Below are 24,909 nucleotides of genomic sequence, written 5' to 3' on the forward strand. Positions count from 1 at the left end.
GGCTGCGCTCAGCGCTGGCAGTCGCGTGACAGGCGCGCGTCGATGCCACGCTGTTCGTTGCTGATGGCGGTGCGCTCGCTCTGCAGTGCGCTGTTGTAGCGACGGTCCAGTTCCCAGCGGCGGTCGCGCAGGCGCGCGCAGACCTCCTGTGGTGGCAGCGCGTGGCAGCTGTCGCGCACCAGCACGCTGCCGGCCGGGACCTGCACGCCTACGCCGACTGCGGGCGGCCGGTAACCTGCACCCTCGCTCACGGGCGAACCGATCGGTGTGCCGATGGCCGGGCGCGGACCCGGGTAGGCCGGGCCCCGATGCCCGTGTGGCAGCCAGACGCTGGTCCACAACGGCACCCAACGCGGATTGCCCTCGTTGCTGTCGCTGGTATAGCGCTGGCCGTCGTCGCGCACGCATTCGTACAGCGGCTGCGGCGGTTGGATGTAGACGTGGCGGACCTCGCGGTCACGCATCACCGGAGCGTGGTCCGGTGGCGCGGGCGTCGCATCGCTGCGTGCCACCCGCGGCGCTGGATCGCGCGGGCGTTGCAGGTCGCGGACTTCCTGGCGACCGCTGTTGCAGGGTGTGTCCTGCAGGGTCACCGCGCCGTTGCTGGCGACGCAGCGGTAGACCCGCACGTCTTCGGCCGCCGGTGCCGTCGATGGCAGCAGCAGGCACAGGCCCAAGGCGGTGCGCAGCAGGTTCATGACGGCAGGGTGCGCGATTGTGCTGGGCAGCGCAATCGGTCGCTCAGGAGCGCAGCACGTTGCCGCTCAGCGCGTCGCGGATCGGGGTGGGCTGGGCCAGGCCGCCGGTTTGGCCATCCAGGATGCCGTCGAGCAGGCGCAGCAGGCGTGGATCCAGTTCTTCGCGGCTGCGCGCCGGCGGCTCGCCTGCCAGGTTGGCGCTGGTGGAGACCAGCGGGCCTCCCCAGGCACGGCAGAGTTCGGCCACCAGCGGGTGGGCGCTGATGCGCACGGCGATGCCGCTGTGCTCCCCGGTGACCCACGGCTGGGCACGGGGTCCGGCCGGCAGGATCCAGGTGTTGGCGCCGGGCCAGCTGGCCAGCACCGCGCGTTGGCGTGCGTCCGGCAGCGCCTGCAGGCGCACCCAGCCTTCCAGCTGAGGCAGTTCGGCGGCAACGAGGATCATGCCCTTCTCGATCGGCCGCTGTTTCAAGCGCAGCACCATGTGCACTGCCGCCTCATGCGAAGGGTCACAGCCCAAGCCCCAGACCGCTTCTGTCGGGTAGGCGATCACGCCGCCCGCGCGGAGCGTGGCGACAGCAGAGTCCAGGGTGAGTTCTTTCATGGCGGCGACCGGCCCGGCGTGGGGCTTCATTATCCCCCTGCCGCGTGCAGATGGGGTGGTGGCACCCGGTGGTAGTGCCGGCCGCTGGCCGGCACGATCCTCATCCACGCATGGCGTGGATCTACTTCTTGGCTGCGGCCTTCTTCACTACTTTCTTCGCCGCTTTCTTCACCGCCTTCTTGGCGGCCTTCTTCGCCGGCGCCTTCTTGGCCGCTGCCTTCTTCGGCGCGGCTTCCTTCTTCACTGCCGCCTTCTTGGCCGGAGCCTTCTTCGCAGCAGCCTTCTTGGCGCCGAAGCCCTTTCGTACCGGCTTGCCGGTTTCTTCCATCAGCTGCTGCACTTCAGCCAGGGTCAGCGATGCCGGCTCGCGATCCTTGGGGATCTTGCCGTTCATCTTGCCGTCGCTGATGTACGGGCCGAAGCGGCCGTTCAGCACCTGGATATCGCTGCCCTCGAACTCCTTGATGATCCGGTTGCGCGCGATCTCTTCCTTCTCTTCGATCAGGAACACGGCGCGGGCCAGGTCGATGGTGTACGGGTCGTCTTCCTTCTTCAGCGAAGCATAGGTACTGCCGCGCTTGGCGAACGGGCCGAAGCGGCCGATGCCGACGCTGACCGGCTCGCCATTGTCCTCACCCAGTGCGCGCGGCATCAGGAACAGCTCCAGCGCGTCTTCCAGGGAGATGGTGTGCATCGACTGGCCGGGGCGCAGCGAAGCGAACTTCGGCTTCTCCTCGGCATCCTCGGCGGTGCTGCCGATGGCGGCATACGGCCCGAAGCGGCCCAGCCGCACGCTGACCGGCTTGCCGGTCTTGGGGTCAGTGCCCAGCTCGCGCGCGCCACTGGCCTCGGCACGATCGACCGATTCCTTCTTGTCTTCGACCAGTTCCTTGAACGGTTCCCAGAAGCGCGACATCAGCGGGATCCACTCTTCTTCGCCACGCGAGACGGCATCGAGCTCGTCTTCAAGCTTGGCGGTGAAGTCGTAATCCACGTACCGGGTGAAGTGGCTGGACAGGAACTTGGACACCGCACGGCCGACGTCGGACGGGCGGAAGCTGCGACCTTCCATTTCCACGTACTTGCGGAACAACAGGGTCTGGATGATCGAGGCGTAGGTCGAGGGACGGCCGATGCCGTACTCTTCCAGGGCCTTCACCAGTGCCGCTTCGGTGTAGCGCGGCGGCGGCTGGGTGAAATGCTGTTCGGCCTGGATGCGTTCCAGCGGCACGCGGTCGCCAGGCTTCATCGCCGGCAGCTTGCGGCCTTCGTCTTCGTCCTCGGCGCTCTTGTTGTCCTTGCCTTCCTCGTACACGGCCAGGAAGCCGGGCACGACCACGGTGGTGCCGCTGGCACGGAACACGTGTTCGCTGCCGGCCGACAGGTCGACGCTGACCGTGTTGAGCGTAGCCGGAATCATCTGGCAGGCCACTGCACGCTTCCAGATCAGTTCGTACAGGCGGCGCTCGTCGTCGGTGAGGAAGCGTGCGACCTGGGCCGGGGTGCGCAGGGCCGAGGTCGGGCGCACCGCTTCGTGCGCTTCCTGGGCGTTCTTCGACTTGGTCTGGTAGGTGTTGGGCTGGTCCGGCAGCGAGGCGATGCCGTAATCACGGGCGATCACATCGCGGATCTCGGCCAGCGCATCCTGCGACAGGTTCACCGAGTCGGTACGCATGTACGAGATCAGGCCGACGGTGCCTTCGTCGCCAATCGCCACGCCTTCATACAGCTTCTGCGCGACCTGCATGGTCTTGCGAGTGGTGAAGCCCAGCTTGCGCGAGGCTTCCTGCTGCAGGGTGGAGGTGGTGAACGGCGGCGCCGGGCGGCGCTTGCGTTCCTTGCTGGCCACGTCGGTGACGTGCAGCGAACCCTGCGCGGCCTGCTGGATGCGCAGGCGCGCCGCTTCAGCGGTGTCGCCATCGGTGATGGTGAACTGCTCGAACTTCTGCCCATCCAGCTTGATCAGCTTGGCGTTGAAGTGCTGCGACGGGTGCGCGCACTCGGCGGCGATCGACCAGTATTCGCGGGCGATGAAGGCTTCGATCTCTTCCTCGCGCTCGACGATCATGCGCAGCGCCGGGCTCTGCACGCGGCCGGCGGACAGGCCGCGCTGGACCTTGCGCCACAGCACCGGTGACAGGTTGAAGCCGACCAGGTAGTCCAGCGCGCGGCGCGCCTGCTGGGCATCAACCAGGTCGCTGGCGATCGCGCGCGGCTGGCTGATGGCTTCCTTGATGGCGCGCGGGGTGATCTCGGTGAACACCACGCGCTGCATCGGCTTGTCCTTGACCAGCCCGCGTTCCTTCAGGATCTCGGCGATATGCCAGCTGATCGCCTCACCCTCGCGATCCGGGTCGGTCGCCAGCAGGATGTCGTCGGCGCCCTTGGCGGCCTTGGCGATCGCATCGACGTGCTTCTCGTTCTTGTCGATCACGTCGTAGTGCATGGCGAACCCGTTGTCCGGGTCGACCGCGCCTTCCTTCGGAATCAGGTCGCGCACATGCCCATACGAGGCCAGGACGGTGTAATCCTTGCCGAGGTATTTGTTGATCGTCTTGGCCTTGGCCGGCGATTCGACGATGAGCAGGTGCTTGGGCATGGCAGCAGGGTCTGTGGGGCGAACCGTGGGGAAGGGGCCGCTAGGGTGGAGCAAATGGCCGCATTAGTGAAGCGGCCACGCGCAAATCCATAAACTGAACGCCCGGTAATGTGCCGGGCGTTCAGGTTCACCTTATTAGAGGAATCACGCCCGGCCAGCCCGTGTCAAGCAGCCAGGCGTGAGGATGGCCGTTCAGGAGGCCATCTTGGCGATGAAGCCGACCGCGAACACCAGCAGCGCCAGGCCCACCAGCGACAGCAGGCCGGTCAACACCAGCACCAGCACGGTCACGGTGCCCAGCTCGCGGCGCTGCAGGTGGGGCTGGTCGGTGTAGGCCCAGCGGTCGACCACCAGGGTGTCGCAGATCATGTCATGCAGGCCCTGCTTGCGCTCGGTGAAGGCCGCCATCAGGAAACCGATGCCGAGGGTGAAGCTGCTCAGCAGCATGGCCCAGTAACGACCGAACGCGCGGGCCTTGGTCAGGCGCTCGCCGTTGCCGCGCACGACCTTGATGCCGACCGCCATCTTGCCCAGCGTGGCGCCGCCCTTCGAGGCATGGAACCAGGTGTAGTACGCCATGCCGATGGCGAAGTTGATCAGTGCACTGGCCAGCTGCGCCACGATCTCGATGGCCGACTCGTCACTGCCCACCGCACCCATGCCGGCGCCGAGGATCACGCCGAGGATGACGCCGATGATGCTGCCGGGGATGACCAGCACGAAGTAGTCGATCACGTAGGCTGCCACGCGCTTCCAGAAGCCCGCATAGACGACTTCGCCGCCGACCACCGGCTGCGCATGGGCGCCGGCACCGAGCGCTGCTGGGGCGCTGTAGGGCGAGCTGCTGAGGGCACCGGTGCCGGGCAGCGGCGCGGTACCGTTGTCGATGGCCGCATAGTCGTTGCGCAGATCGAAACCGCCACTGCCTGCGGTGGTACTTGCATCGGCCAGGGTCTGCAGCCCGAGCTCGTCGACCACCTGGCGCAGCGCCGCCCACTGGTCCATGCCTTCGCGCCAGACCAGGGTGTCCAGGTTCAACTGGCCGCGCTGGAAGCGCTGGCGGATCTCCTGCACCGGCAGCGGGCCCTGGCGCTGCTGTCCCTCGGCGTAATACCACTCATCAGTCATTGCATGTTCCCTGTTGGATCGTCCATGGAGGTGCTGGCATGCGCGCGGCTCAGCCGCGGCACGACTGCGGCAGGTACTTGTCGTCGCTTTCGCCGCTGCATTCCCAGCGGCCACTGTCACGGTCGTATTCCAGCCACAGCAGGTCGCCGTCGATGCCCTTGCCGGGTACCGCCAGTGTTGCTTCGATGCCGCAGTGGCCGTTGTTGAAGCGGCCGATGTTCACGGCTGACAGGCCCGCGTGGGCGAAGTCGCCCGGGGCCGGGAAGCCGGCGTCATTTGCGCCCGGGCAGCGGCCTTCGTCATCGGCGAAATGCTGCACCTGGTCTTTCAGCGGCTGCAGCGCGGCCACGGCGCCGGCGACTTTGCTGCGTACGGTGTAATCCTTGTAGGCCGGCAGCGCGATCGCGGCAAGGATGGCCAGGATCGGCACCAGCACCAGCAGCAGGCCACCACCGATGATGGCGGTCAGCGCACAGCCGGACAGTTTCTTTTTCGGTGCAGGCAGGATGGTGGCCGATGCACTGGTGGCGTAGGGCGTGGACGCCGGCAGTACCGGCGGCTGCGGCGGAGGCGGTGCGACAGGTTCCGGTTCCGGCTCGGGTTCGACCGGCGGTGCGGCGGCGTCCAGCGCCGGCACGATCAGGCCGAGTTCGTCCACGACGGTGCGCAACGGCTGCCATTGCGGCAGGCCGTCGCGCCAGACCAGGGTGTCCAGGGTGATCTGGTTGTTGCGGAACAACTCGACCAACTGTTCCGCCGGCAGCGGACCTTGCTGCCGGTTGCCTTCTGCATGGAACCACTCGCTCACGGGGACGCTCCTGAATGCGCTATGCCCCCAAGTGTACGGTCAGTGCAGGGGTTCTGGCTCGTCCATGAACATCTGCGTCTCCATCCAGGCATAGGCTGCTTCGGAGCCAGGCTGGTTGAACAGCACCATCAGCACGACCCATTTCAGGTCGTCCAGGTCCAGTTCGTCCTGGTCCAGGGCCATCGCCCGGTCCAGCACCAGTTCGCGCTGGTCGGCGTCGAGGATGCCGTGCTGTTCCAGGTACAGCAGGAAGCCGCGGCATTCCACGTCCAGCTTGTCCAGCTCGGGGCCGTGGTAGACGCGCACGGGGCCATCGACCCGTGCCTGGGCCACGCTCGGCCGCTGCGCGGCCAGGGCGTCGAGCCAGTCGAACGCCTTGTTGATCTCGGTTGGGCTGAAACCGGCCTGGATCAGGCCGTTCTGGAGCGAATCGCGGTCACGGATCAGGTCCGCGTCTTCGCTGAAATAGTGTTCAAACAGGTACAGCAGTACGTCCAGGATGCTCTCTTTCATTGCCCCTCGGCCTGCGTCGCGCGACGCTGTGGAGGTGAAGAAACTAGGGAGTTCGACAGTAGCGGCCGTGTACGCACACCACGATTCCCGCCAGTTCCATGGCCAGCAGCATGGAGGACACCTGGGGCGCCGTCAATCCACAGCGCGTGATCAGTGAATCCATACTGCTTGGGTTGTGGTCCAGGGCCCGCCACAAGCACTGGTAGTCAGGGTCGTCGGCCCAGCGCGCCGGCAGGAGCGCCGGCGGTGCCTGTTCAGTGGGGGTGCCCAGCCGTGATTGCAAGCCCGGCAGCTGTTGGCGAAGGGCAGGGGCCAGCAGTTCCAGCACTTCCTCGGGGCGCTCGACCAGTGCGGCTCCTTCACGGATCAGCCGGTGGCAGCCCGCTGCGCGTGGGTTGAGTACCGAGCCGGGCAGGGCACAGACTTCGCGGCCCGCCTCGGCAGCCAGGCGCGCAGTGATCAGGGCGCCGGAGCGCTGCGCGGCCTCGACCACCACCGTCGCCAGCGCCAGCCCGGCCACCAGCCGGTTGCGCGCAGGGAAGTGGCCCGGGCGTGCCGGTGTTCCCGGCAGGTACTCGCTGAGCACCGCGCCCTCGGCGGCGATCCGCCCCTGCAACCGCTGGTGGCTGTCCGGATAGGCCCGGTCAGGGCCGGTCCCGATCACCGCCACTGTGCAGCCGCCAGCCTCCAATGTGGCCAGGTGGGCGGCCGCGTCGATGCCGGCCGCCAGGCCACTGGTTACGGCCAGTCCGGCCTCGACGAAGCAGCTGGCAAAGCGTGCGGCCAGCGCGCGTCCTCCCGGGGTTGGCGAGCGGCTGCCGACCAGTGCCACCGAAGGGCGCCAGGCCAGGCTGGGATCGCCCGCCACGAACAGCGCCAGCGGCGGGTTCGGGACGTCCAGCAGGGGCGGCGGAAAGGCCGTGTCGGCGAAGGACAGCAGATGGTGGTCGTCGCCTTCCAGCCAGTGCCGTGCCACGGTCCAGGCGCGGGCGTCGGGGCGTTCCAGTGCGGCGCACTGCTCTGGCGTGCAACCGTGCGCGCGCCAGTTCGCAGCCCCCTGCGCGATCGCAATCTCCGCGTTGCCCGCGGCCTGCAGCAGGGCCCGCCGTGGCGCCAGCGCGCCGCCTGCCATCACCAGGCGCAGCAGCGCCTCATCCACCTGTCTGGTCATTCCCCCACTATCGGCCGGATACAACGAAGGCGCCCTAGGGCGCCTTCGCATGTGACCGTCAGGGTTTGCCGGAGACCGCCCCTGCAGGGGCGGCTGCCAGTCGAACATCGCGCGCAGCGCGGGCGTTTTCGAGCATCTGGACGAAGCGCAGTCGACCAACAGTCGACTCTACACAGTCGACTCTACTTCGCATCCGGGTGCAGGACGTTGTACCCCACGCGCACCGGCTTGACGCCCTGCATCACCAGCGCGTAGCTGACATTGTCGAAGGTGCGGAACACCATGGCATGCGCCGCGTACTCGTCCGGCAGCGAGACCCGGCCGGCGCCGGTGCTGAGCGAATCGTCCGAGCGCGACGAGTTCGGGTACTTCATGCGGTGCGCCACATGGCGCCCCGGGCGCCACAGCGAGAACACGGTTCCATTGTCCACGCCCTGCGTGCGACCAGCCGAAATCGCGATCACGTCGCGGGGGCCGCCGGCGGTGAACATGTCGGTGACGGCCAGCACGCGTACGTCGACGCCCTCGACACCGGCGGCGGGGACATGGGGCACGAACTGCAGGTCGTACGGCTTGGCCTCGATCGGCACCAGGCGGTCGCCGGCACGCACCTCGCGGCCACCCTCGTTCTTGTCCAGTACCAGGGTGGACGCCTCGACCTTGCCGCCGGCGACATGGGTGATGGTGCCGGTGGCGACCTGGGACAGCTCATAGCCGAGCACGCCGCGGCGGTGGTTCGGTGCGCTGTAGGCGCGCCACAGGTTGCCGCTGCCCGGGGTGACGTCGCCGTTGGCGGTCAGGTCCTCGGTCGGCTTGGGCTGGGCGTAGCGAACGGTCGGGCGGACGACCGCCCAGCGCTGGCCCATCTGGGCGTCGGCCAGGCGCACATAGACGGCGTGGCCGCTGGTGGCACGCAGGCGTTCTTCTTCCAGGCCGGCCACGTAGGGCAGCTGCTCGATGCTGTCGACCACGCTCAGCTGCTTCAGGAACGGCTCGACCTGGGCCAGCGGAATGGCGTCGATCGGGGCCTCCTGGCGCGGGCCGGGCTGGGCTGCCATGGTCACCCGGTCCAGATAGGCCAGGCTCAGGACGTCACCGGGATAGATCAGGTGCGGGTTGGCGATCTGCGGATTGGCCTGCCAGATCTCCGGCCACAGCCACGGCTTCTGCAGGAAACGTGCGGCGATATCCCACAACGTATCCCCTTTTCGGACCACATAGGTGTCCGGGTGCCCGCCATTCACTTCCACGGCGGTAGCATAGGCAGCCACGGTCAGCATCGCCGCGGCGACGACCGTACGAAAACGAAGCAACATAGGTGTGAAGCCCTGATTCCCCAACAGGTCCGCGCACTATAGTCCAGAAACCGGGGCGCAAGGCAAGCGTTGGAGCTAGAATCTGCGACGTATGCCGGCGTGCCGGCCCCCTATCCGGAAACAGCCATGGCCCTTCTCCCCATTCTCGAGTTCCCCGATCCGCGCCTGCGTACCAAGGCCGCGTTGATCGAAGCCGCCGAAGTCACCTCGCCGGCCTTCCAGGAACTGATCGACAACATGTTCCTGACCATGTACGACGCCCCGGGCATCGGCCTGGCCGCCACCCAGGTGGACGTGCACAAGCGCTTCATGGTCATCGACGTCAGCGAAGAAAAGAATGAACCGCACGTGTTCATCAATCCGGAAATCGTCGCCAAGGACGGGGGCAGGGTGTACCAGGAAGGCTGCCTGTCGGTTCCGGGCATCTTCGCCGACGTCACCCGTGCCGACACCATCACCGTGAAGTACCTGGACCGCAACGGCCAGGAACAGCAGATGGAAGCCGGCGAAGTGCTGGCCACCTGCATCCAGCACGAGATGGATCACCTGGACGGCAAGCTGTTCATCGACTATCTGTCGCCGCTCAAGCGCGAGATGGTGCGCAAGAAGCTGGCCAAGCAGCGCAAGCACGTGGCGTGATCGCCAATCCGGGCCACCCTTCGGGTGGCCCGTGCCTGCGCGGCTCGCGCGGGCTGTACGGCGCCGGCCGACGGCGCCGTTTTCTTTCCTGCACGAATCCATCCTGCAAGTGGGGTAGCCATGAGGATTGTCTTTGCCGGTACGCCGGAATTCGCGGTGTCGTCGCTGCGCGCGGCTGCGCGTCACCATGAGGTCGTGGCGGTCTATACCCAGCCTGATCGCCCGGCCGGCCGTGGCCGTGGCCTGGCGCCTTCGCCGGTCAAGCTCGAAGCCGTGGCCCGTGGCATTCCGGTCTACCAGCCGGAGTCGCTGAAGGACGCGGCCGCCCAGCAGCAGCTGCGTGACCTGCAGCCGGACCTGATGGTGGTGGTGGCCTATGGCCTGATCCTGCCCAAGGCGGTGCTGGCCATCCCGACCCATGGTTGCTGGAACGTGCATGCCTCGCTGCTGCCGCGCTGGCGCGGCGCCGCGCCGATCCAGCGTGCGATCCAGGCCGGTGACGCGAAGACCGGGGTGTGCCTGATGCAGATGGAAGCTGGCCTGGATACCGGCCCGGTGCTGCTGCACCAGGAACTGCCGATCGCCGCCACCGATACCGGCGGCCAGCTGCACGACAAGCTGGCCGAGCTGGGCGCACAGGTGCTGTCCGACGGCCTGGGCCTGCTGCGCGCGGGCATCAAGCCGATCGCGCGGCCGCAGCCGGAACAGGGCGTGACCTACGCGCACAAGCTGGACAAGGCCGAAGCCAGACTGGACTGGGCGCAGGGTGCCGGTGCGCTGGCGCGTACCGTGCGCGCGTTCAATCCGTGGCCGATCGCCGAGGCGACGCTGGCCGGTGAACGGGTGCGCATCCATGGCGCGGTGGCGCTGGAGGCGGACCACGGCCAGGCACCGGGCACCGTGCTGGCCGCCGGCCGCGACGGCATCGACATTGCCTGTGGCCAGGGCACGCTGCGCCTGCGCGTGCTGCAGCGTGAAGGCGGCAAGGCGATCACCGCTGCCGACTACCTCAACGCTCGCCGCGATCTGCGCGTGGGGGCATAAGCGGTGTCCAAGCAGAACGATTTCTCCGTCGCCAAGGCGGCACCGGGCGCGGCCACGCGCATGCTGGCCGCGCGCGTACTGGCACAGGTGTTCACCCGCGGCCGTTCGCTGAAGGCCGAACTGGCCTGGGCACTGCCGAAGCTGGCCGACAGCCGCGACCGCGCGCTGCTGGAAGCCCTGTGTTTTGCTGTGCTGCGCCGTCGCAGCACCTATGACGCGGCATTGCAGGCCTGGATGCAGAAGCCGCTGTCGGCGCGCGATGCCGACCTGCGCACGTTGCTGATGGTCGGCTTCGCCCAGCTGGACGTGCTCGAACTGCCTGCTCACGCGGCGCTGTCGGCCACGGTCGATGCCGCGCGTGCACTGGGCCGTGAGCGCCAGGCTGGCCTGGTCAACGCGATCCTGCGCCGCGCCCAGCGCGAGGGGTTCCCTGAACAGCCTGCGCGCGACGCCTTCCCGGAATGGTTGGCTGATGCGATCGAACGCGATTGGCCGGCGCAGGCCGAAGCGATCTTCAGCGCCAGCCTGCAACCCGCGCCGTTGTGGCTGCGTGCCAACCGCCAGCACGGTGGTCGCGACAAGGCCCTGGCGACGCTGGCCGAGGCCGGCATAGCTGCTGAAGCCACTGCACTGTGCGCCGATGCGCTGCGCCTGGCGGCCCCCGTTGCCGTGAACCAGCTGCCGGGCTTCGGCGAGGGCGCGCTGTCGGTGCAGGATCTGTCGGCGCAATGCGCGGCCGATGCGCTGGCGCCCGCGACCGGTGCCCGCGTGCTGGATGCCTGCGCGGCCCCCGGTGGCAAGTCGGCGCACCTGCTGGAGCGTGACCCCAGCCTGCGCCTGCTGGCGCTGGACATCGACGCGCGCCGGCTCGCGCGTGCGCGTGACACCTACACCCGCACCGGTGTGGGCGAACATGCGCAGACCCTGGTCGCCGATGCCAGCGATCCCGGCTCGTGGTGGGACGGCGTGCCGTTCGACGCGATCCTGCTGGATGCGCCGTGTTCGGCCACGGGCGTGATCCGCCGCCAGCCGGATGTGATGTTCCACCGTCGCGCCGAGGACATCGATGCACTGGTGGGCGTGCAGGCGCGCCTGCTGGAAGCCTGCTGGTCGATGCTGCGCCCGGGCGGCGTGCTGCTGTATGCCACCTGCTCGATCCTGCGCGCCGAGAACATCGATCAGGTGCGTGCGTTCCTGAAGTGGCATCCGGACGCCGTGGCGCAGCCGTTGGGCGATGCATTCGGCGTGGATTGCGAAGGCGTGGCACGCCAGCGACTGCCCGGTGACAACGATGCTGACGGTTTCTTCTACGCGCGTCTGATAAAAGCAGCCTGACCCCCGCTGCCGTTTCGAGTCCCATGCTGAAAACCCACGCGTCGCGCCAGACGTGGTTGTTCGTGGTGGTGGCCCTGCTGGTGCTGGGGGCCGGTCTCGGTCTCCGCGATCCGTGGCCCTCTGACGAACCACGCTTCGCGCTGGTGGCCAGGCAGATGGTCGACAGCGGTTACTGGTTGTTCCCGCATCGCGGTACCGAGCTGTATTCGGACAAGCCGCCGATGCTGATGTGGTGGCAGGCCTCGCTGTACGGCCTGGTTGGCCACTGGCGCGTGGCCTTCCTGCTGCCCTCGCTGCTGGCCGCACTGGGCACGCTGTGGTGCGTGGTCGACCTGGGGCGCCGGCTGTGGACGCGGCAGGCAGGGCTGTACGCGGGATGGGCATTGCTGTTCGCGCTGCAGTTCACCTTCCAGGCGAAGAAGGCGCAGATCGATCCGCTGCTGGTGCTGTTCATCACCCTGGCCAACTATGGCCTGCTGCGCCACCTGCTGCTGGGCCCGGCCTGGCGCTGGTGGTGGCTGGGCTGGTTCTTTGCCGGTATCGGGGTGATCACCAAGGGCGTGGGCATGCTGGCGCTGCTGATGATCGTGCCGGCAGCCATCGCTGCAGCCCTGCAGTGGCCCCGTGTTTCCCTGCACGCGCGCGATGGCCGCTTCTGGCTGGCACCGCTGGCCTTCCTGCTGGCGGTATCGCTGTGGCTGGCGCCGATGCTGCTGGCCGCGCTGGGCACCGGGTCGGACGAGTACCGCGCCTACATCAACGACATCCTGGTGCGGCAGACGGCCCGCCGCTACACGCAGTCCTGGGACCATCACCAGCCGTGGTGGTACTTCTTCGGCGTGATGCCGTCGATGTGGATCCCGGCGTTCCTGGCGCTGCCATGGGCGATTCCCGCATGGCGCAGGCGCCTGCGCCGACGTGACCCTCGCTACCTGCTGCCGCTGGCCTGGTGGGTACTGGTCGTGCTGTTCTTCTCGATTCCCCAGGGCAAGCGCGATGTCTACATCCTGCCGGCGCTGCCGATGTTCTGCCTGGCGCTGGCACCGCTGCTGCCCGGGCTGCTGAAGCGACGGGATGTGCAGGCGGTACTGGGAGGGTTTGCCGCGTTGCTGGCACTGGGATTGAGCCTGGTCGGGGCGCTCGCCTTGCTGGGTGATCCGCGCTTCGAAGTGAACCTTGCCCATGGACGCGGATTGGCGCCCGGCGCCACCGATGCATTGGCGTGGACGATCCTGGCGATGGGGCTATGGGGTGGCTTGAGCCTGGTGGTGGCTGGCTGGCGTCGAAGCCATCTGGCGCTGGTATCGACCCTGGCCGTGGCCTGGGTGCTTTACGGCCTGTTCGGCTACCCGTTGCTGAATGATTCAAGTTCTGCGCGTGGTCTGATGCGTGACGTCGGCATGCGTCTCGGGCCAGACGCAGAGCTGGGGCTGGTGGCCTGGAAGGAACAGAATCTGCTGATGGCGGACCGCCGCGCGGCGACCTTTGGATTCGAAAACCGCTGGCATGAACAGCTGCAGGCGGCCGTGCGCTGGCAGCGCTTGTCCCCCCGGCATCGCTGGTTGCTGGTGAATGACGATGCCATGCAGGGGTGCATTGATCGTTCGCAGGCGGAGATGGCCGGCATATCCAACCGCCGTCGCTGGTGGCTGGTGCCCGCCGGGGCGGTGTCCGGAGCCTGCGTGCCTGACCTGAAGGAGCTGGAGCGCGAGTACCGGCTGCAGGGGCCACCGGATGCGGACTGAACGAATGAGCGACGAACATGGCCGGCCTGCGTCAACCCGCGGCCTGCTCTGGCCTAGAATGAGGGCCGCTCCCGGCACCGTGCCGGTCTATCGCCATCGACCTGCCGACCGCACCACGTGACTCCGCTTTCCCCGCCTACCTCCCGCACGACCGGCCTCCTGGCCGGCGCCTACGCCGTGGTGCTGGGGGCGTTGCCGACCCTGCTGATGATCACCATGGAGGGCGGCAGTGCGGGGTTCTACCTGGCGATCCTGCTGTCGATCATCCTGCTGGTGATGCCCTCGGCTGCTCCGCGCCTGCTGCCCGGTTCCGCCCGGCGCTATGCGTGGATGGGCATCGGCATGGGCGTGATGCTGGTCGGCGTGCTGATCAGCCTGGGCGTGCATGGCATCTGGAAGGGATCGGAGGTCGAAAAGGCCGCGCGCCTGTTGTCGATGCTGCTGATCCTGTTCGCCGCGTTGCGGGTGCCGCGCAGCATCCTTGCGCGGGCGATGCTTGGCACCCTGCCCGCGGTGTGGGCGGCAGCGGCCATCATTGGCTGGTTGGCGCTGGAGACCGGCGTGCGGCCTGCCACCCAGCAGTTCAATGCGGTGACCTACGGCGACCTGACCCTGTTGTTCGGCGTGCTGAGCCTGATGTCGCTGGGCCTGCCGGTGACCCGTTTCACCCGCATCGAAGCCACGCTGAAGCTGCTGACCGGCATCCTTGGCCTGGTCGCATTCCTGTGGACGCAGACCCGCGGTGGCCTGCTGGCGATTCCCTGCTTCCTGCTGATCGGCCTGCTGGTGATGGGGCGCCGGCTTGGCCGGATGAAGATCCTGCTGGGCCTGGTGCTGGCGGCCGGCGTCGGCATTGTCGCCACCCATGATGGTGCGTTGCGCGATCGCATCGATGCTGGCGTGAGCGAGTATGGCGATTGCAGTGCCGACCACCTGGCCGATACCTCGGTCTGCATCCGCCTTCAGTTGTGGACCGCGGCTGGCTACATGATCCGCGAGCAGCCGGTGTTCGGTGTCGGTGGTGGCGACCGCTTCCGCCAGGAACTTGAACGGCTTGCCGGAGAGGGAAAGGTGTCGGCGATGGTCGCGCGTGATTTTGGCGAGACCCACAACGACCTGCTGTATTTCCTGGCCACCTACGGCGTGCTGGGGGGGCTTGGCCTTGTGCTGGTGTACGTGGCCCCTGCGCTGGTGTTCGTGCCACGCCTGTGGCGTGGCGACGAACGGTCGCGGTTGCATGCCGCGGCAGGGTTGAGCATCTGCGTTGCATTCGCCGTCTTCGGGGTCACCGAAATGATGCTGCGTGACATGCGAACCGCCTCGTTCTATGCCGCCTGGGTTGCCCTGCTGCTGGCCCTGTCCGAGCCGCGCCGGGCAGATCAGGCCGAGGCCAGGGCCGCTTCGTAACTGGCCAGGGTCGCCCCGGCGAAGGTCTGCAGGCCGAACTCGCGCTCTGCATGGCGGCGGGCGGCCATGCCCATCGCCGGCAGCACCTGGCGTTGTTCATACATCGCCTGCACCTGTGCGGCGATGGCGGCCACGTCTCGGGTGGGCACGACCCAGCCATCGACACCCTGCTCGATGTTCTCCGGCAGCCCCGCGTAGTCGCTGACCAGCATCGGCCTGGCGCTGGCCATCATTTCGCGGCAGGCGAAGGAGATCGTTTCGATGTCGTTGGACAGCACGAAGCCGACGTCGCCGGCGGCGATCAGTGGGCGCGTATCGGCCAGCAGGCCGGTGAAATGGACCTGTGCGGCGACGTCACCGAGGGCCTGCACCTGCGCGCGTTGCTGCGCGTTGGGCAGGTGACCGGCGACCGCCATGTGCACATGCGGGCGGATCGCGTCGGGGAGCAGGGCAATGGCCTGCGCCAGGTCGATCCAGCCCTTGTAGTCATCGGTGCCGGCGTTGCTGACCAGCAGCAGTGCATCCGGGTCCTGCGTCCATTGCTGTCGCATCGCCTGGCCGGCGTCGGCCGGCAGCGGTGCGAAGCGGTCCAGGTCGACGCCATTGCGCACCACATCGATCGGGCAGCGTCGGTAGGGCCCCTGCTCCAGCAGGCGCCCGGTGTGCGCAGAAACCGCAATCACGCGGTCGGTGGCCCAGCGTGCCCTGAAGGCATTGCCCAGCGTACGGGTGGGCTTGCTGTTGTGCTTGGTCAGGATGATCGGCGGGCGGCGCATGCCGAGCAGTCCCTGCATCACGAAGCGGTGGTCACGAGCCCCGTTGACGTGGACCAGGTCAATGCCCTCGTCCTGCACCAGCCGGCGCAACGCGCGCTGTTCGGCCAGTTGTTGCGGCAGGGTCGGCAGGCCGCTGCCAAAGGCCATGGGCAGCGGGGTGGCGATTCCTTCCTCGGCCACCGTACGCAGCAGGCGGCTGTCGGCGGGGGCTGCGACATGGAGCGTGTGCTGGCCATGCAGGGCTCGCGCCAGGGACACGATGTACGTGGTGTGGCCACCACCGTCGCCGTAGTGGAAGTTGGTGTACAGGATTTTCATGGGGGATCTTCAGGCAACGCGCGACAAGTGTGACACAGCAGGCTCAGGGCCGTTCCATGGGGGCCGGAGGATCGGCCACCGCCTGGCCGTTGCCCAGCATCCACAGCATGATGGTCTTCTGCCGTACGTAGTTGGCACGCACATAGGCATAGACCAGGCCGTGCCAGCCGTCGCGGAAGCCGCCGCGGAACAGGAAGCCGCGCCAGAACCGCCAGGCCGGGGCCAGCACCAGCTTGCCCAGCGTGGCGCGCTTGCCACGCGCGAACTCGTGCTCGGCCATCATCCGGGCATATTTCTCGGTCTTGGCCAGCTGTTGCTGCAATGATCGGTAGGGGTAGTGGATGAGATCGCCGCGCAGGGTGCCGACGTTGCCGTCGACGCTGGCCGCCTCGTGGATCTCGCGCCTGCCGCGCCAGCCACCCTGGCGGCGGTCGAACAGGCGCATCACCCGGTCCGGGTAAGCATTGCCGTGGCGCAGGAACCTGCCAAAGTATTCGGACAGGCGGGCGAAACGGTAGCCGGCGTGGCCGGCGAAGCCGCCGTCACGGGCCTGTTCGATGGCCGTACGCAGCTCGGGGCTGATGCGCTCGTCGGCGTCCAGGCACAGTACCCAGTCGTGGCTGGCCTGCTCGACGCAGAACGCCTTCTGGCTGCGGAAGCCCTCGAACACGTGCTGCAGCACGCGGGCACCGGCCGCCTCGGCGATGGCCACGGTGGCATCGGTGGACTGCGAGTCCACCACCACGATCTCGTCGCAGAAGGCCAGCGAGGCCAGGCAGTCGCCGATGCGCCCGGCCTCGTTGAACGCGATAATGCACGCCGAGATGCGAGGCCGTTCGATGGGAGCGGTCGTGGAGGACATGATGGCCGGGTACCTGTTGTTTGCGACGGAGCGCTATGCGCTGCCTATTCTCGCCCCGTTGGCGCAGGCGTTGCACGCGTCCGGGCAGGAGGTTGCGGCCTGGTTCGAGGGCGGCGCGGCCGGCAGCAGCCTGCCGGGGGTGCCCAACGTCGGCCTGAAGCAGGCCCTGGCAATGCGCCCGCGGGCGGTGTTCAGTGCGGCCAACTGGGTGCCGACCTTCCTTTCGGGGGCCAAGGTGCAGTTGTTCCATGGCTTCAATGTGGAAAAGCGCGACAGCGCGCGCGGCCACTTCCGGGTGCGCGGCATGTTCGACCTGTACTGCACGCAGGGGCCGGCCACCACGACGCCCTTCCGCGAGATCGCGGCCCTGCAGGGCCACTTCGCGGTGGCCGAGACCGGCTGGCCGAAGCTGGACCCGCTGTTCCGCGATGACGGTGGCGAGAGCACCGCACTGCGCGCGCCGGCCGGCGATCGCCCGGTGATCCTGTTCGGCTCGACCTTCACCGAGCGGCTGAGTGCGGCCCCGCACCTGCATGCGCAGATCGCCACCGATATCGCCGCCGGTGGGCGTTACTGGCTGCTGACCCTGCATCCCAAATGTCCGCCGGAGCTGTTCGAGCGCTACCGCGCGCTGGCCGGTGCCGATGCCCGCTTCATCGAGCCGGAGCAGGTGATGGCCGCGCAGCGTGCCGCCGATGTGCTGGTGTCGGACACCTCGTCGATCGTTTCGGAGTTCATCGTCCAGCACAAGCCGGTGGTGACCTTCCGCAACCGCGTGCCGAAGCCGCACATGATTGATTTCGACGACCCGGCACAGCTGCCGGCGATGCTGCAGCGCGCGTTGCATCCGGACGCCGCGTTGCAGGCGGAAATCGTGCGCTACGCCGATGCCATCCACCCGTACCGTGATGGCCTGTCCAGCGAGCGGGTGATCGCGGCCACCGAGGATTTCCTGTCCGGTGAAATGGGGGCGCTGCGCCGCAAGCCATTCGGCAGCTGGATGCGCGACCTGCAGATCCGCAAGGACCTCGGCTACTGGGGCCCGTCGCAGAGGTAAGCCGAGCATCGGCTCGGCTGTACAGGAGATCCACGCCATGCGTGGATGCACGGCCCCGCACGCGGTAGTGCCGGCCGCTGGCCGGCAACCTTGGAATGTCTGCGGTTGCCGGCCAGAGGCCGGCACCACCTGTATGGCTTACCAGCGCAGCTTGCGCCGCGCCAATGCCACCGCCAGCTGCTCCATCGCCTGCTGTGCCTGTGCCTGCGGCAGATGGTGCAGGGTGAGTGCCACGTCGCCATGCGCACCGGCGGTATCCAGTTGCAGGCTGCTGGTGCCCAGCAGCTTGTCCAGCGGTGAACGCTGCAGGCGCAGGCCCTGCACCTTGTCCAGCTCGGCCCAGCGCCACCAGCGTTTCCACCAGCCGCCGCGCACGGCCACATAATGCTCGTCCAGATACCAGCCCATGCGTGCCATCTGCCGGTGTGCGACCAACAGTGCGACCGGCAGCCAGGCCAGGACGACCAGGCCCCAGGGGCCCCAACGCCAGTGCGCAGCGATTGCCAGCAGCGGTACCAGCAGCAACGCGCCCAGGCACAGCCGCCACCAGCCGCGCTGCGGAATGGACTGCCATTGCGTCGGCGGCCAGTGCAGCTGTGGCAGCAGGTGCTGCACCAGCCGTGTGCAGTGTTCGCGGGTTGCCAGCGGCGCCAGTTCGCGCAGGGCGCGGTCCTCATCACGCGAAGGGCCACCGGCGGCACTGTCGATGCGCAGCTGGCGCAGCCCGAACCAGCGCTGCAGGGTGCCTTCGCGCAGGGTCCAGGCCTGGATGCGCCGACGTGCGACGCTGCTGCGGGTGCGGCTGAGCATCCCGGCCGACACGGTCAGGCGGCGGTCCTGCTCGACGAGGGTGAAGCCGTGGTAACGCAACAGGGTCAGCACCACTGACAGCACGCGCAGCGCCAGCCAGCCCAGCAGCAGGGCTGCAGCCACCAGCAGGAAGGCGCCGGTCACGCCGGGATGCAGGTGGCTGGCATAGCCGAAGGCCTCGCGGCCGCCGCGCTGGATGGCATCGTCCATCACCGGCCGCGGCACCGTCTGGAACAGCACGCCGAACGCGGCCACCGCCAGTGCCCAGCCGCGGTTGGAGAGCAGTCCCATGCGCACCACGTCCCAGCTGGACAGTCGCAGCAGCACGTGTTCGCTGTCGACGTCGGCAATGGGCGGCGCGTCGACGGCGTCGTTGGCCTGCGGTGCCTGCCCGCGCTGGCGCACCAGTCGTTCCAGCGCCAGTGCCTGGTCCAGCTTCAGTACCCGCATCTCCGCTTCAGGGCGCACACCGCCGGCCGACTCCAGGCGCAGCTCGGCCACGCCGAACAGGCGATGCAGCGGGTTCTGCCGTACTTCCACGTTGTGGATGCGGGCGAACGGGATCTCGCGGCGGTTGCGCGACAGCAGGCCACTGCGCACGGTGATGGCATCGCTGCCGATGTGGTAGCGGTAGCTGAGGTACTGCAGCACCGACACCAGGACCAGCGCGGCAATTGCCGTCAGCGGAATCAGCTGCGCCCACATCGGATCGCGGTCGCCGCGCTGGCCGAATACGAGCAGCGCGACCAGCGGCAGGAAGTAGTGGCGCAGCTGCATCAGCAGCACGAACAGCCACGACCACGGGTGCAGCCGGTGGTCCTCGGTACCGGCGGGCAACGGTGCAGGCAGGGGGGGCGGCAGGCTCACAGGGCGTCGGCGTCCTGGTCGAGCTGGTGGGACAGGGTGTCGCGCAGGCGTTCGGCGTCGGCTTCGTCCAGGCCGCTCACGGTCACCGCGCTCATGCGGGTGCCGGCGGTGTGCACGATCAGCGTGGCCAGGCCGGCACGGCGCTCCAGCGGGCCCCGGCGCAGATCGAGATGCTGCACCCGCGAGAGCGGGATGCGCGTTTCCAGCTGCCACATGAGGTCGCGGCGCAGGCCCAGGCCCTGTGCGTCCAGCCGCCAACGGGTGCGGACCAGACGTCGATGGCCCAGCCATGCACCAAAGGCCACACCCATCAGCAGCCCGGCTGCAGCGGTCCACAGGCTGCCGGGCAGATCGAAGAACCACGCCGCCGCCGCCAGTGGCAGGCCCGGGACGAACAGGCCGCCAAAGGCTCCTTCCAGTGCGGCCAGGCGGGCTGCGCGTTGCGGCAGTACCTGCCAATCAGTGGCGGGTGGTACAGGAATCGAGGCGTCGGTCACGCGGGCTCCGTCAGGCAGCAGGGCGGGCGGTAGCGGCCGTGGCCGCACCGCGCAGACGGTAGCAGGTCGGCTGCGTTACTGGGCAGCCTGGATCAGTGCATCGACATCCAGCAGGTGGCCGGCACGGTCGGCCTTGGTACGCAGGTAGTTCTCGTTCTCGGCAGTGATCTCGCCGGTGACCGGAATGCAGTCCAGCACTTCGATGCCGGCATTGCGCAGGCGCTGTGCCTTGGTCGGGTTGTTGCTGAGCAGCGCCACGCGCGAAATGCCCAGGCCACGCAGCATCGCCACCGCGCTGCCATAGCGGCGTTCGTCGGCACCGAAGCCGAGCTGTGCATCGGCGTCGATGGTGTCCAGGCCATCGTGCTGGTAGCCGTAGGCGCGCATCTTGGCGGCAATGCCGGTGCCGCGCCCTTCCTGGTCCAGGTACAGCAGCACGCCGCCGCCCAGTTCCTTCAGCTTGTGCAGGCCGCGCCGCAGCTGGTCGCCACAGTCGCACTTGAGCGAACCGAACAGGTCACCGGTCAAGCAGGACGAATGCACGCGCACCGGCACTACGGCCGTCAGGTCCGGTTCGCCGACGATGATCGCCACCTGGTCGCGCTGGGCCACACCGCCGCGGAACACCGCGAAGGTGGTCATGCCGACGTCGCGCAGCGGCACCGGCGAACGCGCTACCAGTTCGTAGTCGTGGGCCGCATGTGCTGCGCCTTCGGCCAGGTCGCACAGGGCCACCTCGGCAGCACCGTCGAAGGTGTGGTCATCGGCGTCCAGGCGCACGGCCACCATCGCTGGCAGCAGCAGGCCCAGGCGGGCCAGCTCCACCGCGCCGGCATCGAAGGCGTCTCCCGCGCTCCAGCCTTCCGGCATTGGACCGGGCTCGCGCAGGTAGCCCAGCGAGGGCAGGGCATCGAAGGCCACACCGCTCAGCGGCAGGCGCGCGCCCTGCGGTGCGTCCACGCCGAGCACGCGGGCACGGGTGGCGGTCAGGAACAGATAGTGGCGTTCGCGGGCGGCAGTGGCGAAGGCGGCGAAGCTGCTGGCCGTGGCGCTGTCCAGTGCGATCACCGCCAGGCGCTGGCCCTGGCCATCGTGGAGCAGCACCGGGCGACCGGCACGCAGTTCGGCAACCGCGCGCTCGCAGCGGATCGCGGCCGGATCGCCGAACAGGGAAGAAGCAGCAGACATGGCAGGACCGGGGGAGGCGGACATCGCAGTCTCTATGGGGGCGATGGCGTTGAATTCAACGCGGTGCGGCCGCCGGTCGCAGGGACCGGGAGCCCTGGGCGGGGGGGCCGTCAGTGGGGATGCTCTTCGGTCGCGTAGGGGTCTTCCTCGTCGCTGCCCGGTGGCCGCAGCGTATAGCGCTTGTAGGTCCACTGGTACTGCGCCGGGTCTCGGCGGGCGATGCGTTCGATGCCGGCATTGAGTGCGGTGGCGGCCACCTGCGGGTCCGGATCGGCCACGGCCGGGTCGGTCGGCTCGATGTGCAGGGCGAATTCCATGTCCGGCCCGATGCGTTCGCACCAGCCATAGAGCACGGTGGCGCCCGTGCGCTCGGCCAGCCGGTTGACCAGGGTCATGGTCAGCGCCTGCACGCCAAAGAACGGCACGAACACGCCATCGCCGGCCTTGGGCTGCTGGTCGGGCAGGATGCCGGTGGCGCCGCCGTCCTTGAGCACCTTGAACAGCTGGCGCACGGCCGGGCCTTCGGCGCGCACCTGCTGCACGTTCTGCCCGCCGCGCACCAGCTGCAGGAAGGCATCACTGGCCTCGTCCTCCGGCGGCTTGTAGACGATGGCGATCTGCCCGCGCGAGGCCAGCCACTGGTTCAGCAGCTCCCAGTTGCCGAAGTGCGGGGCCGCCACGATCACACCCTTGCCGCTGGCCAGCGCCGCGTCGTACAGGGCCTCGCCATGGCGCTGCTTCAGGTGCAGTCGCAGGTTGTCGGCCGGCGTCTGGCTCCACAGGCGCAGGGTTTCGATGGCCTGCAGGGCGGTGGAGCGCAGCAGCTCCCGGTGCAGCCGGTCGCGGGCAGCGCCGTCCAGCTCGGGGTAGGCCAGCTCCAGGTTGCGCCGGGTGACACGGCTTTCCCGGGCATTGAGGGCGATCCACGCCCACGCCAGGGCGCGCGCGAACGCCCGCAGCAGCGGCCAGGGCAGGCGGGCGAACAGGGTGGTGGCGCGGTAGACCAGCCGGGCTTTGCGTTGCGGATTCATCGGCGCCAGTTTAGCCAAGGGCGCTGCTATCGTGGCCGGCCCTGTTCATTGGAAGCCCACGATGCTCGTCCTGATCCAGCGTGTCAGCCAGGCCGCCGTCCATGTCGACGATGAGGCCGTGGGCCAGATCGGGCCCGGCCTGCTGGCCCTGGTCGGCATGGAGCCGGGCGATACCGAGGCCCAGCTGCGGCGGATGGCCGAGCGCCTGCTGGGTTACCGGGTATTCGCCGACGAGGCCGGGAAGATGAACCGCTCGCTGCGCGATACCGGCGGCGGCCTGCTGCTGGTCAGCCAGTTCACCCTGGCCGCCGACACCCGTTCGGGCATGCGGCCGAGCTTCACCACGGCCGCGCCGCCGGACGAGGCTGAACGCGGGTTCAATCGTTTTGTCGAGATCTGTCGTGAAAATCACGCGCCAGGGGTGGAAACGGGCCGATTTGGTGCCCATATGGTCGTCAGCCTGGTCAATGACGGTCCCGTGACCTTCCTTCTCCGGCCCTGAGCCTGCGGGACCACCGCCCGGCAGGCGGGGCCCCGGGCTGGTATAATGCTACGTTCCCTATTTCTCCCTAGCCGGTGGCGCGAGCACTACATGGCCAACGAACGTCCTGCCCAATCCGAAATCAAGCAACTGATCAGCAAGGGCCTGGAACAGGGCTACCTGACCTACGCCGAAGTCAATGACCATCTGCCGGACGACATGGTCGACCCGGAACAGATCGAAGACATCATCGGCATGATCAACGGCATGGGCATCGATGTCCATGAAGTTGCGCCGGATGTGGAAACCCTGCTTCTCAATGACGGCAACACCGGCAACCGCGAAGTCGATGACACCGCGGCCGAAGAAGCTGCCGCCGCGCTGAGCGCGCTCGACACCGAAGGTGGCCGTACCACCGACCCGGTGCGTATGTACATGCGCGAAATGGGCACCGTCGAGCTGCTGACCCGCGAAGGCGAAATCGCCATCGCCAAGCGTATCGAGGAAGGCCTTTCGCAGGTCCAGGCTGCACTGGGCCAGTTCCCGGTGTCGGTCGAGTCGCTGCTGACCGACTATGAAGCCCACAAGGAAGGCAAGAAGCGCCTGGCCGAAGTGATCGTCGGCTTCAATGACCTGGCCGACGAAGAACCGGCACCGCCGGCGGCCGCTGCCGATGACAGCGCCGATGCGGACGCCGAGGGCGACGAGGACGAGGACGATGATGTCGAGGGTGGCGAGGAAGAAGCCGCACCGACCGGTCCGGATCCGGAGGAAGTCGCTGCGCGCATGCAGGCGCTGAGCGATGCCTTCAACGCCTTCAAGAAGGCCGCGACCAAGGGCGACAAGAAGAACCTGCCGCGCCTGCGCGAGGAAATGTCGGCGGTGTTCGTCACCCTGAAGCTGCCGCTGCCGCTGACCGATGTGCTGACCAAGCAGCTGCGCGACACCATGGCGTCGATCAAGGCCCATGAGCGTCGCGTGCTGAACCTGGCCACCGTCACTGCGCGCATGCCGCGCAAGGACTTCATCCGTTCCTGGGAAGGCAACCAGACCAACCTGGAGTGGGTGGAAGACGCACTGAAGCGCAAGCAGAAGTGGTCCTCGGCCCTGCGCGAAGTGAAGGACCAGATCATTGCCGAACAGCAGGCGACGATCGACATCGAGACGCTGACCCAGCTGGACCTGGAAGAGCTGAAGGAAATCAGCCGTGCCATGGCCTACGGTGAAGCCAAGGCGCGCAAGGCCAAGAAGGAAATGGTCGAGGCCAACCTGCGCCTGGTGATCTCGATTGCCAAGAAGTACACCAACCGTGGCCTGCAGTTCCTCGACCTGATCCAGGAAGGCAACATCGGCCTGATGAAGGCCGTGGACAAGTTCGAATACCGCCGCGGTTACAAGTTCTCGACCTACGCCACCTGGTGGATCCGCCAGGCGATCACCCGCTCGATCGCCGACCAGGCACGCACCATCCGTATTCCGGTGCACATGATCGAGACGATCAACAAGTTGAACCGCATTTCCCGCCAGATGCTCCAGCAGTACGGCCGCGAGGCTACGCCGGAGGAGCTGGCCAAGGAAATGGACATGCCGGAAGACAAGATCCGCAAGGTGATGAAGATCGCCAAGGAGCCGATCTCGATGGAAACCCCGATCGGCGACGACGAGGATTCCCATCTGGGCGACTTCATCGAGGACACCAACGTGGAGTCCCCGATCGAGAACACCACCAACATCAACTTGTCTGAAACCGTGCGCGACGTGCTGGCCGGCCTCACCCCGAGGGAAGCCAAGGTGCTGCGCATGCGCTTCGGCATCGACATGAACACCGACCACACGCTGGAAGAGGTCGGCAAGCAGTTCGACGTGACCCGCGAGCGCATCCGCCAGATCGAAGCGAAGGCCCTGCGCAAGCTGCGTCACCCGAGCCGCTCGGAGCAGCTGCGCAGCTTCCTGGATATCGATTGACGGGTATCCGCTGCATATGAAGCACCCGACAGACCCCGCGCAAGCGGGGT

At 67.8% G+C, this 24,909-nt stretch carries 22 protein-coding genes; 8 read left to right on the forward strand and 14 right to left on the reverse strand.

Annotation, left to right across the window (positions count from 1 at the left end; translation table 11 throughout):
• Positions 1 to 8: 8 nt before the first annotated feature.
• From AC5P57_RS13410 to AC5P57_RS13445, 8 genes are all read right to left on the reverse strand, one after another.
• Complete coding sequence (locus AC5P57_RS13410; RefSeq protein ID WP_099554546.1) at positions 9 to 698, reverse strand: DUF4124 domain-containing protein; 690 nt, start codon at positions 696 to 698, stop codon at positions 9 to 11.
• A 43-nt stretch (positions 699 to 741) separates the two neighbouring features.
• On the reverse strand, positions 742 to 1,332 hold the full coding sequence (tsaC, locus tag AC5P57_RS13415) for an L-threonylcarbamoyladenylate synthase type 1 TsaC (RefSeq protein ID WP_099554549.1): 591 nt from the start codon (positions 1,330 to 1,332) through the stop codon (positions 742 to 744).
• 91 nt (positions 1,333 to 1,423) lie between these two features.
• The gene (locus AC5P57_RS13420; RefSeq protein ID WP_099554552.1) at positions 1,424 to 3,901 is read right to left on the reverse strand and encodes a DNA topoisomerase I; all 2,478 of its coding nucleotides are present in this window, start codon (positions 3,899 to 3,901) and stop codon (positions 1,424 to 1,426) included.
• A gap of 192 nt (positions 3,902 to 4,093) precedes the next feature.
• A complete protein-coding gene (locus AC5P57_RS13425; protein ID WP_099554555.1) occupies positions 4,094 to 5,029 on the reverse strand; it encodes an RDD family protein in 936 nt (311 codons plus the stop codon).
• 49 nt (positions 5,030 to 5,078) lie between these two features.
• A complete protein-coding gene (locus AC5P57_RS13430; RefSeq protein WP_099554556.1) occupies positions 5,079 to 5,837 on the reverse strand; it encodes a pilin in 759 nt (252 codons plus the stop codon).
• 39 nt (positions 5,838 to 5,876) lie between these two features.
• Positions 5,877 to 6,350: a DUF494 family protein gene (locus AC5P57_RS13435; RefSeq protein WP_005411195.1), complete on the reverse strand. Its 474-nt coding sequence runs from the start codon at positions 6,348 to 6,350 to the stop codon at positions 5,877 to 5,879.
• A gap of 43 nt (positions 6,351 to 6,393) precedes the next feature.
• On the reverse strand, positions 6,394 to 7,521 hold the full coding sequence (gene dprA / locus AC5P57_RS13440) for a DNA-processing protein DprA (RefSeq protein ID WP_262235388.1): 1,128 nt from the start codon (positions 7,519 to 7,521) through the stop codon (positions 6,394 to 6,396).
• A 182-nt stretch (positions 7,522 to 7,703) separates the two neighbouring features.
• The gene (locus tag AC5P57_RS13445; protein WP_262235387.1) at positions 7,704 to 8,837 is read right to left on the reverse strand and encodes a LysM peptidoglycan-binding domain-containing protein; all 1,134 of its coding nucleotides are present in this window, start codon (positions 8,835 to 8,837) and stop codon (positions 7,704 to 7,706) included.
• A gap of 126 nt (positions 8,838 to 8,963) precedes the next feature.
• Between AC5P57_RS13445 and def the strand changes: the two genes are divergently transcribed.
• From def to AC5P57_RS13470, 5 genes are all read left to right on the forward strand, one after another.
• Positions 8,964 to 9,476 (forward strand): peptide deformylase, encoded by a 513-nt coding sequence (gene def, locus AC5P57_RS13450; RefSeq protein ID WP_099554565.1) that lies wholly within the window; start codon positions 8,964 to 8,966, stop codon positions 9,474 to 9,476.
• A 120-nt stretch (positions 9,477 to 9,596) separates the two neighbouring features.
• Positions 9,597 to 10,520 (forward strand): methionyl-tRNA formyltransferase, encoded by a 924-nt coding sequence (gene fmt, locus AC5P57_RS13455; protein WP_099554567.1) that lies wholly within the window; start codon positions 9,597 to 9,599, stop codon positions 10,518 to 10,520.
• A 3-nt stretch (positions 10,521 to 10,523) separates the two neighbouring features.
• Positions 10,524 to 11,855: a 16S rRNA (cytosine(967)-C(5))-methyltransferase RsmB gene (gene rsmB / locus AC5P57_RS13460; RefSeq protein WP_099603870.1), complete on the forward strand. Its 1,332-nt coding sequence runs from the start codon at positions 10,524 to 10,526 to the stop codon at positions 11,853 to 11,855.
• A gap of 23 nt (positions 11,856 to 11,878) precedes the next feature.
• A complete protein-coding gene (locus AC5P57_RS13465; protein WP_262235386.1) occupies positions 11,879 to 13,600 on the forward strand; it encodes an ArnT family glycosyltransferase in 1,722 nt (573 codons plus the stop codon).
• A 117-nt stretch (positions 13,601 to 13,717) separates the two neighbouring features.
• Positions 13,718 to 15,007: an O-antigen ligase family protein gene (locus AC5P57_RS13470; RefSeq protein ID WP_262235385.1), complete on the forward strand. Its 1,290-nt coding sequence runs from the start codon at positions 13,718 to 13,720 to the stop codon at positions 15,005 to 15,007.
• Here AC5P57_RS13470 and AC5P57_RS13475 read toward each other — a convergent pair.
• Both AC5P57_RS13475 and AC5P57_RS13480 read right to left on the reverse strand, forming a co-directional pair.
• Positions 14,980 to 16,101, reverse strand: a complete 1,122-nt coding sequence (locus tag AC5P57_RS13475) for a glycosyltransferase family 4 protein (RefSeq protein ID WP_262235384.1) — start codon at positions 16,099 to 16,101, stop codon at positions 14,980 to 14,982. The two genes, AC5P57_RS13470 and AC5P57_RS13475, sit on opposite strands and share 28 nt — an antisense overlap.
• A 43-nt stretch (positions 16,102 to 16,144) precedes the next feature.
• Complete coding sequence (locus AC5P57_RS13480; RefSeq protein WP_099554577.1) at positions 16,145 to 16,963, reverse strand: glycosyltransferase family 2 protein; 819 nt, start codon at positions 16,961 to 16,963, stop codon at positions 16,145 to 16,147.
• Here AC5P57_RS13480 and AC5P57_RS13485 point away from each other — a divergent pair.
• A complete protein-coding gene (locus tag AC5P57_RS13485) occupies positions 16,962 to 18,020 on the forward strand; it encodes a CDP-glycerol glycerophosphotransferase family protein (protein WP_262235383.1) in 1,059 nt (352 codons plus the stop codon). The genes AC5P57_RS13480 and AC5P57_RS13485 overlap by 2 nt on opposite strands.
• 138 nt (positions 18,021 to 18,158) lie before the next feature.
• Here the strand turns inward: AC5P57_RS13485 and AC5P57_RS13490 are convergent, their stop codons facing one another.
• The 4 genes from AC5P57_RS13490 to AC5P57_RS13505 all read right to left on the reverse strand — a co-directional run bounded on the left by AC5P57_RS13490 (position 18,159) and on the right by AC5P57_RS13505 (position 22,413).
• Complete coding sequence (locus tag AC5P57_RS13490; RefSeq protein WP_099554583.1) at positions 18,159 to 19,697, reverse strand: PH domain-containing protein; 1,539 nt, start codon at positions 19,695 to 19,697, stop codon at positions 18,159 to 18,161.
• Positions 19,694 to 20,194, reverse strand: coding sequence for a PH domain-containing protein (locus AC5P57_RS13495; RefSeq protein ID WP_099554585.1), 501 nt, complete (start codon positions 20,192 to 20,194; stop codon positions 19,694 to 19,696). Before AC5P57_RS13495 ends, AC5P57_RS13490 begins: the two co-directional genes overlap by 4 nt.
• 75 nt (positions 20,195 to 20,269) lie before the next feature.
• Positions 20,270 to 21,406, reverse strand: coding sequence for a GTP cyclohydrolase II RibA (ribA, locus tag AC5P57_RS13500; protein WP_099554589.1), 1,137 nt, complete (start codon positions 21,404 to 21,406; stop codon positions 20,270 to 20,272).
• Positions 21,407 to 21,492: 86 nt separating this feature from the next.
• Positions 21,493 to 22,413, reverse strand: a complete 921-nt coding sequence (locus AC5P57_RS13505; RefSeq protein ID WP_099554591.1) for a lauroyl acyltransferase — start codon at positions 22,411 to 22,413, stop codon at positions 21,493 to 21,495.
• A gap of 61 nt (positions 22,414 to 22,474) precedes the next feature.
• Between AC5P57_RS13505 and dtd the strand changes: the two genes are divergently transcribed.
• Positions 22,475 to 22,915, forward strand: coding sequence for a D-aminoacyl-tRNA deacylase (gene dtd / locus AC5P57_RS13510; protein ID WP_043034581.1), 441 nt, complete (start codon positions 22,475 to 22,477; stop codon positions 22,913 to 22,915).
• A gap of 90 nt (positions 22,916 to 23,005) precedes the next feature.
• Positions 23,006 to 24,859, forward strand: coding sequence for an RNA polymerase sigma factor RpoD (rpoD, locus tag AC5P57_RS13515; protein WP_099554594.1), 1,854 nt, complete (start codon positions 23,006 to 23,008; stop codon positions 24,857 to 24,859).
• The last annotated feature ends 50 nt before the right edge of the window (positions 24,860 to 24,909 follow it).

Source organism: Stenotrophomonas sp. YJH_SMC_79 (genome assembly GCF_059367995.1).